Source organism: Micromonospora sp. NPDC047762, from assembly GCF_043204655.1.
Classification (GTDB): Bacteria; Actinomycetota; Actinomycetes; order Mycobacteriales; family Micromonosporaceae; genus Micromonospora.
In genome coordinates, this window is sequence record NZ_JBIDCQ010000008.1 from 57,628 (window position 1) to 71,100 (window position 13,473).

A 13,473-nucleotide genomic window follows, 5' to 3' on the forward strand; every position below is an offset into this window, starting at 1 on the left:
CGGCCGGAGAGAGGAAGGGAGGGAGGGAAGATGGCAACCGAGACACTGACCGCCGCGGCGACCGCGCCCGGGTCGAGCCCCCGCCGGCGCAGGGGCGGCATCCGCAGCAACGAGAACCTCGCCGGCTGGCTCTTCGTCGCGCCGGTGATCGTCATCCTGGGGCTGTTCCTGCTGCTGCCGATCCTGATGGCGCTCTGGGTCAGCCTCACCGACTGGAACGGCCAGGGCAGCCCGTTCACCGGCGACGTCCCGTTCGTCGGCGGCCACAACTACACCCAGTTGTTCACCGAGGACGGGCTGGCCCGCCGCGACTTCATGACGAGCATCCGCAACAACATCTACTACGTGGCGATCGTGGTGCCGGCGCAGACGGTGCTCGCGCTCGGACTGGCGTTGGTCGTCAACAACCGGATGCTCAAGGGCAAGAGCTTCTTCCGCAGCGCCTTCTACTTCCCCTCGGTCACCAGCTCGGTCGCGATCAGCGTGGTGTTCCTGTTCCTCTTCGCCAACTCCGGCGCGGTGAACGCGCTGCTCGGCTTCTTCGGCATCGACGGCCCGGAGTGGTTCGCCGACTCCCGGGGCGTGCTGCACCTGCTGTTCGGCGCGGTCGGCGTGGACTCGCCACCGGCGGCACTGACCGACGGCGGCCCGTTCGGGCTGAGCTGGTGGGACTGGTTGGCCGGCCCGAGCGTGGCGATGATGTCGATCATCACGTTGGTCATCTGGACCACCTCCGGCACCTTCATGCTGATGTTCCTCGCCGGGCTGCAGAACGTGCCGGTGACGCTTGACGAGGCCAGCACCCTCGACGGCGCGTCCCGGTGGCAGCGCTTCCGGTACGTCACCCTGCCGATGATCAGACCCACCACCTTCCTGGTGCTCACCCTGGGCATGATCGGCTCCTGGCAGGTCTTCGACCAGGTGTACGTGATGAGCCAGGGCGACCCGGCCAAGACCACGCTCACCCCGGCGTACCTGTCGTACCGGACCGCCTTCCGGGACTTCGACTACGGCTCCGGCGCGGCGATCTCGTTCGTCCTGTTCCTGATCATCATCGTGCTCACCCTGATCCAGCGCCGGGCGCTGGCCGAGCGGGACACCGACCGGCCGCGACGCGGCTGGCGGCGTCGACGCGTACCGGAGAGGTCCTGAGATGGCAGTGCTCACCGACCGCCCGGCGGCGGCGCCCGCGCGGCGTCAGCAGCGCGCGGCCCGCACCCTCGCCACCCGCTTCCTGGGGTACGCCACACTCGTCTTCTTCGGGCTGGTGTTCCTCTACCCGTTCGTCATCCAGCTCGGCAACTCGCTCAAGACCGAGCCCGACGCGGCGGCGAACCCGCTGTCACCGTTCCCGGACCCGCTCACACTGGCCGGCTTCGAACGGATCTTCGCCGGCACCAACTTCCCGCTGTGGCTGGGCAACTCGCTGCTGGTGACGGTGCTGGTCACCCTCGGCCGGGTGTTCTTCGACTCGCTCGCCGGGTACGCGCTGGCCCGGCTGCGGTTCCGGGGCCGCGGCGGGCTGTTCGCCGCAGTCATCGCGGTGATGGCGGTGCCCGGGGTGGTGCTGCTCATCCCGAAGTTCCTGGTGCTCAACCAGCTCGGCCTCTACAACAGCTACGCCGGTCTGGTGGTGCCGCTGCTGGCCGACGCGGCGGGCGTGTTCATTATGAAACAGTTCTTCGAGTCGATCCCGGTGAGTGTCGAGGAGGCCGCCCGGATCGACGGGGCGAGCATCTTCCGTACCTTCTGGTCGGTGGTGCTGCCGATGGCGAAACCGGCGCTGATCACCCTGACCATCCTGTCGTTCCAGGGATCCTGGAACGAGTTCCCACACAGCCTGGTGTCGGTGCAGGACCCGGACCTGTTCACCCTGCCGCGCGGACTGGCCGACCTGGTCAGCGGGTCCCTCGGCAAGGGCACCCAGTACCCGCTCAAGCTCGGCGCCGCGTTACTGGCCACCATCCCGGTGGCGATCATCTTCGTGGTGTTCCAGCGGTACTTCGTCCGCGACGCCAACGACGGCTCCGACAAGGGCTGACCCGGTTCGGTGCGGCGGCCCCGACCGTGGGGCCGCCGCTTCGGTCACTCGACCTTGTCGGCCGGAACGGCCACGTGCAGGCGCACCTGAGGCACCAGCATGTCGTCGACGTCAAGCGCCCGGGCCGCGCCGTCGGGCTCCCAGCCGGTGCTGGTGAGGAACTTCCGGGTCGCCTCGTCACCGTCGAACGCCCAGGCCACCGCCCGACTCATGCCGTCCTCCCGCCACAGGTCGACGGCGGCGGCGAGCAGCCGACTACCGTGCCCACGCCGACCCCACCGCGGCTCCACCAGCAGGTCGGTCACCGCGGCCACATCCGGGCCGAGCGCGTCGGCCGGCTCACCGGGGGCGAGAGCCTCGCCGTCGGCCGGGCCGGAGGCGGCGAACCCCACCAGATACGATTGCTCGGCCTGTTCGACGGCGACCAGCACCCGGTGCGCGCCCGAGGGCGGCTCCAGCACGGCGGCGCTCCACCGCCGGGCGAGGAACGCCTCGTCCAGGTTGTCGAGCACATGCCGAGGGAGGATCCGGCGGTACGCGACCCGCCAGGTCGCGAGCTGGATGCGTGCGATCTCGCCGGCGTCCTCGGGACGCGCCGGGCGGACGTACCCGAGAGCCATGGGACGGAAGCCTACGCAGGGCGGGGGAGACGACGGTGGCGCAGGGTGCCAACAGGACGACCGCGCAGGTCGTCGGGGTGGTGGTGCTCGCCGCGGCGGTCACCGGGTTCCTCGCCGTCGCTGCCGTGCGGCACGGCTTCTTCGACCTGAAGGTCTACTACGGCGCGTTGACGTGGTGGGTGCACGACGGCGGGGAGATCTACGACTACCTCAAGCCGAACACCCAGTACGGCTTCACCTACCCGCCGTTCGCCGCCCTGGTCATGCTGCCGATGGCGTACCTGCCGTGGACGGCCGCGATCGTGGTGAGCGTCCTCGCCAGCGTGGCCACCACCACTGTGCTGATCTGGTGGCTCGTCGACCCGATCGCCCGCCGCGCCGGGTGGACCCGGTGGTTCGCCCTCGCCGTGGCGCTGTGCCTGGCCGCCGCGTTCGAACCGATGCGGGAGACCGTCAACTTCGGCCAGGTCAACACGCTGCTGCTCTTCCTGGTGGCGATGGACCTGCTGCGGCTGATGCCGGCCGGCAACCGGTGGACCGGGGTGGGCATCGGCCTCGCCACGGCGATCAAACTGACCCCCGGCGTGTTCATCGTCTACCTGCTGGTGACCGGGCGGTGGCGGGCGGCGCTCACCGCCAGCGGCACCGCCGCCGGGGTGTCGTTGCTGGCTGCCGCGCTCTTCCCGGACGCGTCCCGGGAGTTCTGGACCGAGGCCCTGTGGAACACCGGACGGGTGGGCGAGTTGGCCTTCGTCTCCAACCAGTCGCTGCGCGGGGTGGTCGCCCGGCTCGACCCGGAACACCCGAGCACACTGCTGTGGCTGCTGCTGGTGCTCGGCACCCTGGCGCTCTGGGCCTGGCGGTCCCGGGCCGCCGTCGCGGCCGGCGACGAGGCGACCGGCCTGGCGCTCACCGGCGCGGTGATGTGCCTGGTCAGCCCGGTCACCTGGGTGCACCACCTGGTCTGGCTGCTGCCCGCGTTGATCCTGCTCGTCGACAACGCGATGGCCGCGCCGGCCGGCCGCCGACGGCGGGTCCTGCTGGTCGCCACGACCATCGGGTACGCGCTGCTGATCAGCCGGACCGTCTGGGTTTGGGAAAAGGACTTCACCGGCGTCGACGGCTTCCTGGGCAGCAACGCCTACGTGTGGATCAGTCTGGCGCTGTTGGCCTTCCTGCCGATCCGCCGGTGGCTGACCCCGAACGGGTCAACCGTCGAGGCGTCCGGCGTACCGCAGCTCGACCAACCCGACCGGCGGGCCCCCACCGGCCAGCGGCACCTGGTAGGTCGACCGCTCACCGTCCGGTGACAGGCCGGCGCGTTCGCAGAACCGCCGGGCCCGCCGGTTGTCCGCCAACACCCACGCCCGGTAGTCGGCCCAGCCCCGCTCGGTGAGCCCGAACCGGGCGGCGTCCAGCAACGCCGCCGCGGTCCCGTCACCCCAGTGGGCCGGCTCCACGTAGAGCGCCACCACCTCGCCGACCGTCGGGTCCAGGTCGTCCCGGTCCTGGTTGCGGCGGTACGGACCGAAGGTGGTGAAGCCCACCACCGACCCGTCCACCTCGCCGAGCAGGGTGATGAACGGGTGTTCCGGGTCGGCGGTGCCGACGTCGCGACGACGCTGCGCCCAGGCCACCACGTTGAGCCGCCCGAGCACCTCGTCCGGCATGAATCCGGCGTAGCCCGCCTGCCAGCCGTGCACGTGTACCCGGGCGACCGCCTCGGCGTCGTCCGGCTCCTCCCGACGGATGGTCAGCATTGCACCGTTCTATGCCCCGTTGGTCGTCACGTCCAGCTTCCCGCACCGACGTCGTACCGATGAATTAAGGTCGCCGACGATGACCGCGCCGGAATCACTCTCTCTCGCCCAGGCCCGCCGTGTGGCGCTCGCCGCCCAGGGCTTCGCCGACCCGGCGCCGACGGGCACGCCCACCCGCCGGCACCTGCGTCGCGTGCTGGGCCGGGTCGGGCTGATCCAGATGGACTCGGTCAACGTGCTGCAACGCGCGCACTACCTGCCGCTCTACAGCCGGCTCGGGCCCTATCCGACCACGTTGCTCGACCAGGCCGCCTACCGACGCCCGCGTGACCTGTTCGAATACTGGGGGCATGAGGCGTCGCTGGTCCCGGTGGAGCTGCACCCGATGCTGCGCTGGCGAATGGCCCGGGCGCACAGCGAATCCTGGGGCGGCATGCGGCGGATCGCCCAGGAGCAGCCGGAGCTGGTCGCCTGGGTCCGGGACGAGGTGGCCGCCCGAGGGCCGCTGACCGCCGCGGAGATCGAGCACGACGCCCCCCGCGAGACCGGCAACTGGGGGTGGAACTGGTCGGCGGTCAAGCGCGCGTTGGAGTTCCTGTTCTGGGCCGGCGAGGTGACCGCCGCCGAGCGCAGCACCTCCTTCGCCCGCCGCTACGACCTGCCCGAGCGGGTGCTGCCAGCGGCGGTGCTGGCCGCGCCCACCCCGACCGACGCCGAGGCGTACCGGACGCTGGTTTCGCTGGCCGCGCGGTCCCTCGGGGTCGCCGCCGAGCCGGAGCTGCGCGACTACTTCCGGTTGCCGCTGGCCGGCGCCCGGCAGGCCGTCGCCGAACTGGCCGAGGCCGGTGAGCTGGTGCCGGTCACCGTGGCGGGCTGGCGACAGCCAGCTTGGCTGCACGCGTCCGCCCGGTTGCCGCGCTGGGTGCGGGGCAACACACTCGTCAGCCCCTTCGATCCGCTGATCTGGGAACGCGCCCGCACCGAGCGGCTGTTCGACTTCACCTACCGGATCGAGATCTACGTTCCGGCGCCACAGCGGGTCTACGGCTACTACGTGTTGCCGTTCCTGCAGGGCGACCGGTTCACCGCCCGGGTCGACCTGAAGGCCGATCGGAAGGCCGGGGTGCTGCTCGTGCCGGCCGCCTGGCTCGAACCCGGCGCCGACCCAGGGGAGACCGCCGTCGCGCTCGCCGCAGAGCTGTACCGCCTGGCTGGCTGGCTCGGCCTGGATGCCGTGGCCCCGCCAGCGGCCGGTGATCTGGCTGGTCCGCTCAGCGCCGCGTTGGCCGGCGTGTCCGGTGTACCGTGAGCGCGTGACGAGCGCTCCCGGACCGGTCGACCAGCCGCACCCAGCCCCCGGCGCGGTCCACACGGCGCCGACCGACGGTGGCACGGGTCCCGGCGGCTTCGATTCCGCTGGCTCTGGTCCCGCTGGCTCTGGTCCCGGCGGCTCTGGTCCCGGCGGCTTCGGTCCCGTCGGCTTTGGTCCCGTCGGCTTTGGTCCCGGCGGCTCGGGTCCGGAGGGTTGGCCGACCACCCCGCCAGGTGGCTACCCGGCGCCTGAGCCGGACCGGCTCACCCGATTCGTGTTGCGGCTCTACGAACGCTCCCCGCGCTGGGCAGTGCCGCTGGCCGCGGTCGGCTGCGTCGCGATCGGCATGAGCTACGCGCTGCTCAGCAACCCGACCTACGCCGACCCGGATGCCGCGCCCACCTGCCTGCTCAAGTTGACCACCGGGCTGGACTGCCCGGGCTGTGGTGGCACCCGAGCACTCTGGTACGTGCTGCACGGCGACCTGCCGGCCGCCGCCCGGCACCACTTCCTGTTCGTCTTCGCGCTGCCGTTCCTCGCGTACCTCTTCGTGGCCTGGGCGGGAAACCAGGCGTTCGGTTGGCGCCTACCCGAGCTGCGGATCAGCTCGAAGGTCATCGGCGGCTTCCTGGCCGCGTGGCTGGCCTTCTCGGTGCTCCGCAACCTGCCCTGGGCGCCGTTCACCTCGCTCTACGTCTGACCGCGCTGCTACCGGCCGGGCTGCGGCTGGCCTCCCTGCACGGGCGTCCGCTGCGGCTGCCGCTGCCGCTGCCCGGCGGGCTGCCACCGGCCGCACCGCTACCAACCGCGTTGCTGCCGGCCGTACTGCTACGGACCGCGTTGCTGCCGGCCGTACTGCTCGCCGCGCTGCTGCCGGCCGGGCTGCTACCGGCCGCGTTGCTGCCTGCGGGGCTGCCGTCTGACGCGCCGGGGCCCGACCTGCCGTCGCCCGACCTGCCGCCGCCCGACCTGCCGCCGCCCGACCTGCCGCCGCCCGACCTGCCGCCGCCCGACCTGCCGCCGCCCGATGGGCCGTCGCCCGACGGGCCGGTGCCCGGATGCGGCCGGCGGGCGGATGCGGGCTCGGCCGGCATGCATTGTCCGGACGTCCTTTGGAGTTGACTCGTTTACGACATCACGGGTCTCCTCCTGCGCCGAACACCCATGATCGACTCGGCATTCAGGAAATCGGGCCATCCACCTGACCCGGATGCCCCGACTTCCGGGAACCCGAGTCGATCACCCTAGTCGGCACCCGCATACCCGCGTTGCGGCGCACGGCAGCCGATGCGCCTCGCCCCAAGATCGCGCTCGATCCTGGATGTAGTGGGGTCGGGCGTGACAGATGCCACTACATCCAGGATGTTGCGCGATCTTGCGAGCGGAAGCCGCTGCCGAACTGCTCAACTTGTTCGGGTCGCTTGTGCGTCTGAGCGCGGCGCCCGGTCTCGGTTGTCGGCTTGGGCGGCCCATCCATCCGCCGGGGCTGATGTCGCCAACGATTCAGCTCCAAAGGACGCCGACGAAACTGTTCGCCAGGGCCTCGACGACGATGCCCTGCCCCTGCGCCTGCCCCTGCCCCTGCCCCGCCCCCGGCTCCCGCCCCCCGCCCCCGCCCCCGGCTCCCGCCCCCCGCTCCCGGCTCCCGCCCCCGGCTCCCGCCCCCGCTCCCGGCTCCCGGCCCTGGCTCCCGGCTCCCGGCCCTGGCTCCCGGCTCCCGGCCCTGGCTCCCGGCTCGGCCCTGGCTCCCGGCTCGGCCCTGGCTCCCGCCCCCGCCCCCGGCCCCGTGGTCCCGGCCCGCCCCCGGCCCCGTGGTCCCGGCCCGGCCCGGCCCCGTGGTCCCGGCCCGGCCCGGCCCCGTGGTCCCGGCCCGGCCCGGCCCAAGAGTCGGGGACGTCGGTGGTGCGCCGCTCTCTGAGTGATCGACATTGCACGGGGCGCGCCTGAGTTGGGTCGGGCGGCACCCCACCACTAAAGTCCCAGGAATGCCGGACATGGTGCAGCCCCAGGTCAAGTTGATCGCGTGGACCCAATTCGCGGCCCCGGACGACGTGCCGTGGTCGACCGACGCGGAGGGCGGCCAGGCGCTCGCCGAGTTCGCCGGTCGGGCCTGCTACCAGTCGTGGAAGAAGCCGAACCCGGCGACCGCCACCAATGCCGGCTACCTGGCGCACATCCTCGAGGTTGGGCACCTGAGTGTGCTGGAGCACGGGTCGGTCACCTTCTACTTCACCGGGGTGTCCCGCTCCTTCACCCACGAGTTGATTCGGCACCGGCACTTCTCGTACTCCCAGTTGTCGCAGCGCTACGTCCCGGAGCGGGACGCGGCAATGGTTGAGCCGGCCGTCATCGCCGACGACCCGGAGCTGCACAAGAAGTTCGTGGAGGCCGCCGAGGCGAGTGTTCGGGCGTACACCGAGTTGTTGGAGGGCCTGGAGCAGCGCTTCTCCGACGAACCTAACCCGACGCTGCGCCGCAAGCAGGCCCGGCAGGCGGCCCGCGCGGTGCTGCCCAACGCCACCGAGACCCGGATCGTGGTCTCCGGCAACTACCGGGCCTGGCGGCACTTCATCGCGATGCGGGCCACCGAGCACGCCGACGTGGAGATCCGTGAGCTGGCCGTCGAGTGCCTGCGCCAGCTGCAGGGTGTCGCCCCCAACGTGTTCGCCGACTTCGTGATCTCCACGCTGCCGGACGGCACCGAGGTGGCGGCCAGCCCGCACGAGGCGTCCTGAGCCCTTCCCCGGCGGGCCCCGGCTGGTCGTCCGCTAGGTTGGAGGGTATGACGCACGACCACCTCGATGCCGCGGCCCGACCGGCGTCCCGCCCCTTCGGCCGGCTGATCACAGCCATGGTGACCCCGTTCACCCCCGACGGTTCCCTCGATCTCGACGGCGTCGCCCGGCTTGCGAGCCACCTGGTCGACGAGCAGGGCAACGACGCGCTGGTGGTCAACGGCACCACCGGCGAGTCGCCGACCACCACGGAAGCGGAGAAGGAGCAGCTGATCCGGGCCGTGGTGGAGGCTGTCGGTGACCGGGCCAAGGTGGTCGCGGGCGTTGGCACCAACGACACGCGGCACACCATCGAGCTGGCCGCAGCCGCCGAGAAGGCGGGTGCGCATGGCCTGCTGGTGGTCACCCCGTACTACAACAAGCCGCCGCAGGCGGGGTTGGTCCGGCACTTCACGGCCGTCGCCGACGCCACCGGCCTGCCGGTGATGCTGTACGACATCCCGCACCGTTCCGGTGTGCCGATCGAGACCGAGACGCTGGTGCGGCTCGGCGAGCACGGCCGGATCGTCGCGGTCAAGGACGCCAAGGGCGACCTGACCGAAACCAGCTGGGTGACCAGCCGGACCGCCCTCGCCTTCTACAGCGGCGAGGACGCTCTCACCCTGCCGGCGCTGGCCGTCGGTTCGGTGGGCGTGGTCGGCACCTCCACGCACTTCACCGGGGCGCTGACCGCACAACTGATCGATGCGTACGACGCGGGGGACATGCCGACCGCGCTGGCGCTGCACCGGCGGCTGCTGCCGCTGTTCACCGGCATCTTCCGCACCCAGGGCGCGATCCTGGTGAAGGCAGGCCTGGCAGCGCAGGGCCTGCCGGCCGGCCCGGTGCGACCCCCGCTGGTGGACGCCACCGACGACGAGATTGCCCAGCTGCGCGCGGACTTCGCGGCAGCGGGCCTGGAGCTGCCCGAATGAACGAACGACACGATGGACGTCGAGTAACGGCGTCGCAGAATGAGGTGGACGCGTGACCGAGGCGCACATCGAGGCGGAGCTACCCCCGCCGCTGCCGGAAGGTGGCCTGCGGATCATCCCGCTCGGCGGGCTCGGCGCCATCGGTCGGAACATGACCGTCTTCGAGTACGACGGCAAGTTGCTGATCGTCGACTGCGGCGTGCTGTTCCCCGACGTCGAGCAGCCGGGTGTGGATCTGATCCTGCCCGACTTCGGTCCGATCCTGGACCGGCTGGCCGACGTCCAGGCGATCGTGCTGACGCACGGTCACGAAGACCACATCGGCGCGGTGCCGTACCTGCTCGCCCACAAGCCCGACATCCCGCTGGTCGGCTCACAGTTCACCCTCGCCCTGGTCGAGGCGAAGTTGGCCGAGCGGCGGATCCAGCCGTACACGCTGACCGTGCGGGAGGGCGGCCGCGAGCGGCTCGGCCCGTTCGAGTGTGAGTTCTTCGCTGTCAACCACTCGATCCCGGACGCCCTCGCGGTGGCCATCCGCACCCCCGCCGGTCTGGTGCTGCACACCGGCGACTTCAAGATGGACCAGTTGCCGCTGGACGGCCGGATCACCGACCTGGCCGGTTTCGCCCGGCTCGGCGCCGAAGGCGTCGACCTGCTGCTGTCCGACTCCACCAACGCGGAGATCCCCGGTTTCGTGACGCCGGAGCGGGAGATCGGCCCGGTGCTCGACTCGATCTTCGCGAAGGCCAAGGGCCGGATCATCGTGGCGTCGTTCGCCTCGCACGTGCACCGCGTGCAGCAGGTCTTCGACTCCGCCGCCGAGCACGGCCGCAAGGTCGCGCTGATCGGCCGGTCCATGGTCCGCAACATGGGCATCGCCCGGGACCTCGGCCTGCTCAACATCCCGGCCGGCCTGGTCATCAGCATCGACGAGGCGACCACGCTGCCGCCGGACGAGATCGTGCTGATGTCGACAGGTTCCCAGGGTGAGCCGATGAGCGCGCTGGGCCGGATGGCCAGCGGCGACCACCGGCACATCACCATCGCACCCGGTGACACGGTCGTGCTGGCCTCCTCACTGGTGCCCGGCAACGAGACCTCGGTCTACCGGGTGATCAACCGGCTCGCGCGGGCCGGCGCGGTGGTCGTGCACAAGGACGTGGCCAAGGTGCACGTCTCCGGGCACGCCCCCGCCGGGGAACTGCTCTATCTGCTCAACGTGGTCCGGCCCAGCAACCTGATGCCCGTGCACGGCGAGTGGCGTCACCTGCGCGCCCACGCCCGGCTCGGCATCGAGTCCGGGGTTGCCGCCGACCGGGTGGTGCTCTGCGAGGACGGCGACGTGGTCGACCTGGTCGAGGGCCGCGCCAGCCTGGTCGGGCACGTGAAGAGCCGGTACGTCTACGTGGACGGCCTCGCCGTCGGTGACGTCAGCGAGTCGCTGCTCACCGAACGGCGGATCCTCGGTGACGGCGGGTTCATCGCCACCACGGTGGTCGTCGACTCGGTCACCGGCAAGGTGGTCGCCGGCCCGACGCTCTCCGCGAAGGGCTTCTCCGAGGACCCGGAGGCGTTCAACCCGGTGGTGCCGCTGGTCACCGAGGCGCTCAACCGGGCCGCGGCGGACGGCATCACCGACCCGCACCAGCTTCAGCAGATCGTCCGGCGGACCGTGGGGCGGTGGGTCAACGACAAGTACCGTCGTCGGCCGATGATCGTGCCCACCGTCGTCGAGGTCTGAGCGACTCCCGCTGACGCCGGTCCACCTGAACGGGGTGGGCCGGCGTCAGCCGTTCCCGGGAGATCAGGGCAGCGCGGCGACGGCCTCGGCGTACGCGATGCCGGTGGCGATGGCGGCGTCCATGAGGACCCGTAGCTGCGCCGGGGCTACCCCGTGCGCCAGGTCGGTGGCCACGTCGCCGGCCAGCACCAATTCGTCGCCGAGATCGTGCGCGTACGCCTTGGGCAGCAGCCGGTCGTGGTTCCACGCGTTGCAGAAGGCGTACGCCTCGGCGCGGCGGGCGGCCGGCAACCGGCGGTTGGCCATGGCTCGGGCGTGCAGCACCTCGCCGCGTTCACCGGCCCGCCGGAACTGGATCACCGTCCCCTCCCAGTGGCCGACCACCGTCTCGCCCTCGTCCACCAGGTACCGGTCGCCGCGCCCGTCCAGGATCCCGGTGATCATGCCGAGGGAGAGTGCCGACAATTCGCGTTCGCCCAGCTCGGCCTCGACGTCGGACCGGTCGTCGTCGGGCTCGTCAGCTTCGTCGTCGGTGGGCAGCGGGACCGGCGCCGCGAGCGGGCGCTCGGCCAGCCAGGCGGCCATCCGTCCGGAGTGGTGCCCCGTGCCGTTGCGCGCGTCGAAGCTGCCGGCCAACTCGTTCGCCACCCCGAGCAGCAGCGCCCCGAGCGTGGCGACGTCCAACTCGGTGGCCGTCCGCTCGCCGTACGCGGGCCGGGGCATCGTCCGCCCGCCCAGCCCTGCGTCGGCCGCCAGCCCGCAGAGCAGTGCCCCGGCGGCGGCGAACTCCATGGCGGCGAGATCGTCGGTCGGCCGGTCCAACCGGGGCAGCTGCTCGGCCAGGATGGCCAGCCCGCGCTCCAGGTGCCCGGCCAGCGCGCAGAATCGGAGGTGTGCGGCGAGGTGCGGGAACGCCGCGCGCTCCCGCCGGTGCCGGCGGTACGCCCGCACGTGCGCTGCCGCCGCCCGTTCCGGCCCACCGGTGCGCAGTGCCGGCAGCAGACCGGCGACCAGATCCCGCTCGGGCTGGTCGGTGCAGGCCTGCGGGTCGCCGTCGGTTTTCCCGAGCTCGGTGACCGCGGCATTCCACTCGCCCCAGCCGGCCAGCAGCTCGGCACGCCTGGCCGAGGCGCAGCCCGGGCAGCCGCCGGCCGGGCCCGGCCGTTTACCGGACCATCGCTCGTACCAGTGCCGGGCGGTGGGCTCGTCGCCCAGATGATCGGCGATCCGGCAGTGCAGCTCCGCGACGGTTGGTGTGTCCGGACCATCCGTGCCGACGCGGTGGGCCAGGTCGTGCAGCAGGGACCGGGTCTGGTCCAGCCCGACCCGGGGAGTGCCGAGCAGCGCCTCCACCGCGTACCGCTGGTAACGCAGCAGCAGCCCGGTCTCCGTCTCGGTGAGCACGTCGGGCCGGTGGTCGGCGGCGGCCCGGCAGCGCCGGACCGGCTCGACCAGACGCCACCGCTCCCCGTGCAGCAGGTACGCCTCGATCAACGCGAACCGCGCGTCCATCCCGGACCGGACGTCGCCGGCCGCGTCGGCGCGCTCGGCGAGCCGTTCCAGGGCCACCTGCCGGGCCGGGCTGTCGGGAAGGTCCCGAGCCTCGGCGAGCGCGGCCTCCAGCGCCGGTACGCGGCCCCGCGCGAGCCGCTCACCGGCACCGGTGGGTGGCGTGCCGGCGCGGCTGCCGGTGAACTCGTCCCGGCCGGTCACGACGGCACCGCTCCGGGCAGTCGACGAACCGCCACGGCGAGCTGGCAGCCGGTGGAGATGCCACAGTCGAGCAGCTGGTCGAGCTGGTGCGGGGTCACGCCGCGTTCCAGATCGGTGATCACCTCGCCGTACACCCGGGCCCGACCGTCGTCGGCGACGTGGACGAACGCTTTCGGCCAGAGCCGGTCGTGGTTCCAGGAGTTGCAGAACGCGTACAGGTCGGGCACCCGTTCGATGCCGAAGGTCGGATCGACCATGGTGCGGATCTGGAGCAGCTCACCGTCCCCGCCGACGCGGAGGAACCAGATCAGGTTGTCGTCGAAATGGCCGACGAGGTCGCCGTCCGGGGTCGGACCGACGGACCGGCCCCGGGCAGCGAGCACCGCGGCGACCAGTTCACTGGTCAGCGGACGCAGCAAGTCGGGGTGCCCGGCCAGTGGATCGTCCGGATCGCCTTCGATTTCCGGCGACGCCATGGGGCATCCCTTCTGAGGCGGATATCACGACCGGCGGTGGGGTTCGTGTTGCGACGCGCGGACACGACCCGGAAAAGCGGGGATCTGCCCGCCCCCACCGT

The 13,473-nt window shown here is 71.9% G+C and carries 13 protein-coding genes; 9 read left to right on the forward strand and 4 right to left on the reverse strand.

Features of this window, described 5'->3' with window-relative positions; all coding sequences use genetic code 11:
• The first annotated feature begins 30 nt into the window (after positions 1-30).
• Both ACGF3C_RS23625 and ACGF3C_RS23630 read left to right on the forward strand, forming a co-directional pair.
• Complete coding sequence (locus ACGF3C_RS23625; RefSeq protein ID WP_393225225.1) at positions 31-1,152, forward strand: carbohydrate ABC transporter permease; 1,122 nt, start codon at positions 31-33, stop codon at positions 1,150-1,152.
• Between the two features lies 1 nt (position 1,153).
• On the forward strand, positions 1,154-2,041 hold the full coding sequence (locus ACGF3C_RS23630) for a carbohydrate ABC transporter permease (protein WP_357232235.1): 888 nt from the start codon (positions 1,154-1,156) through the stop codon (positions 2,039-2,041).
• Positions 2,042-2,085: 44 nt separating this feature from the next.
• Here the strand turns inward: ACGF3C_RS23630 and ACGF3C_RS23635 are convergent, their stop codons facing one another.
• Positions 2,086-2,661: a GNAT family N-acetyltransferase gene (locus ACGF3C_RS23635; protein ID WP_357195250.1), complete on the reverse strand. Its 576-nt coding sequence runs from the start codon at positions 2,659-2,661 to the stop codon at positions 2,086-2,088.
• A gap of 35 nt (positions 2,662-2,696) precedes the next feature.
• Here ACGF3C_RS23635 and ACGF3C_RS23640 point away from each other — a divergent pair, with 35 nt between their 5' ends.
• Positions 2,697-3,971 carry a glycosyltransferase 87 family protein gene (locus ACGF3C_RS23640; protein WP_357232238.1) on the forward strand — a complete coding sequence of 425 codons (1,275 nt, stop codon included), beginning with the start codon at positions 2,697-2,699 and terminating at the stop codon, positions 3,969-3,971.
• Here the strand turns inward: ACGF3C_RS23640 and ACGF3C_RS23645 are convergent.
• A complete protein-coding gene (locus ACGF3C_RS23645; RefSeq protein WP_357232241.1) occupies positions 3,870-4,421 on the reverse strand; it encodes a GNAT family N-acetyltransferase in 552 nt (183 codons plus the stop codon). The genes ACGF3C_RS23640 and ACGF3C_RS23645 overlap by 102 nt on opposite strands.
• Before the next feature lie 79 nt (positions 4,422-4,500).
• Here ACGF3C_RS23645 and ACGF3C_RS23650 point away from each other — a divergent pair, with 79 nt between their 5' ends.
• From ACGF3C_RS23650 to ACGF3C_RS23675, 6 genes are all read left to right on the forward strand, one after another.
• Complete coding sequence (locus ACGF3C_RS23650) at positions 4,501-5,730, forward strand: DNA glycosylase AlkZ-like family protein (RefSeq protein WP_357232244.1); 1,230 nt, start codon at positions 4,501-4,503, stop codon at positions 5,728-5,730.
• Positions 5,720-6,433 carry a DUF2752 domain-containing protein gene (locus ACGF3C_RS23655; RefSeq protein ID WP_393225231.1) on the forward strand — a complete coding sequence of 238 codons (714 nt, stop codon included), beginning with the start codon at positions 5,720-5,722 and terminating at the stop codon, positions 6,431-6,433. Before ACGF3C_RS23650 ends, ACGF3C_RS23655 begins: the two co-directional genes overlap by 11 nt.
• Positions 6,370-6,855 carry a hypothetical protein gene (locus ACGF3C_RS23660; RefSeq protein ID WP_393225234.1) on the forward strand — a complete coding sequence of 162 codons (486 nt, stop codon included), beginning with the start codon at positions 6,370-6,372 and terminating at the stop codon, positions 6,853-6,855. Before ACGF3C_RS23655 ends, ACGF3C_RS23660 begins: the two co-directional genes overlap by 64 nt.
• A gap of 872 nt (positions 6,856-7,727) precedes the next feature.
• Positions 7,728-8,468 (forward strand): FAD-dependent thymidylate synthase, encoded by a 741-nt coding sequence (gene thyX, locus ACGF3C_RS23665; RefSeq protein WP_124816891.1) that lies wholly within the window; start codon positions 7,728-7,730, stop codon positions 8,466-8,468.
• A gap of 47 nt (positions 8,469-8,515) precedes the next feature.
• A complete protein-coding gene (gene dapA / locus ACGF3C_RS23670; RefSeq protein WP_357232090.1) occupies positions 8,516-9,442 on the forward strand; it encodes a 4-hydroxy-tetrahydrodipicolinate synthase in 927 nt (308 codons plus the stop codon).
• A gap of 52 nt (positions 9,443-9,494) precedes the next feature.
• Positions 9,495-11,183 carry a ribonuclease J gene (locus ACGF3C_RS23675; RefSeq protein ID WP_196921613.1) on the forward strand — a complete coding sequence of 563 codons (1,689 nt, stop codon included), beginning with the start codon at positions 9,495-9,497 and terminating at the stop codon, positions 11,181-11,183.
• Positions 11,184-11,246: 63 nt separating this feature from the next.
• Here the strand turns inward: ACGF3C_RS23675 and ACGF3C_RS23680 are convergent, their stop codons facing one another.
• A complete protein-coding gene (locus tag ACGF3C_RS23680; RefSeq protein WP_393225751.1) occupies positions 11,247-12,806 on the reverse strand; it encodes a YbjN domain-containing protein in 1,560 nt (519 codons plus the stop codon).
• 86 nt (positions 12,807-12,892) lie between these two features.
• On the reverse strand, positions 12,893-13,372 hold the full coding sequence (locus ACGF3C_RS23685) for a YbjN domain-containing protein (RefSeq protein WP_393225237.1): 480 nt from the start codon (positions 13,370-13,372) through the stop codon (positions 12,893-12,895).
• Positions 13,373-13,473 lie beyond the last annotated feature (101 nt).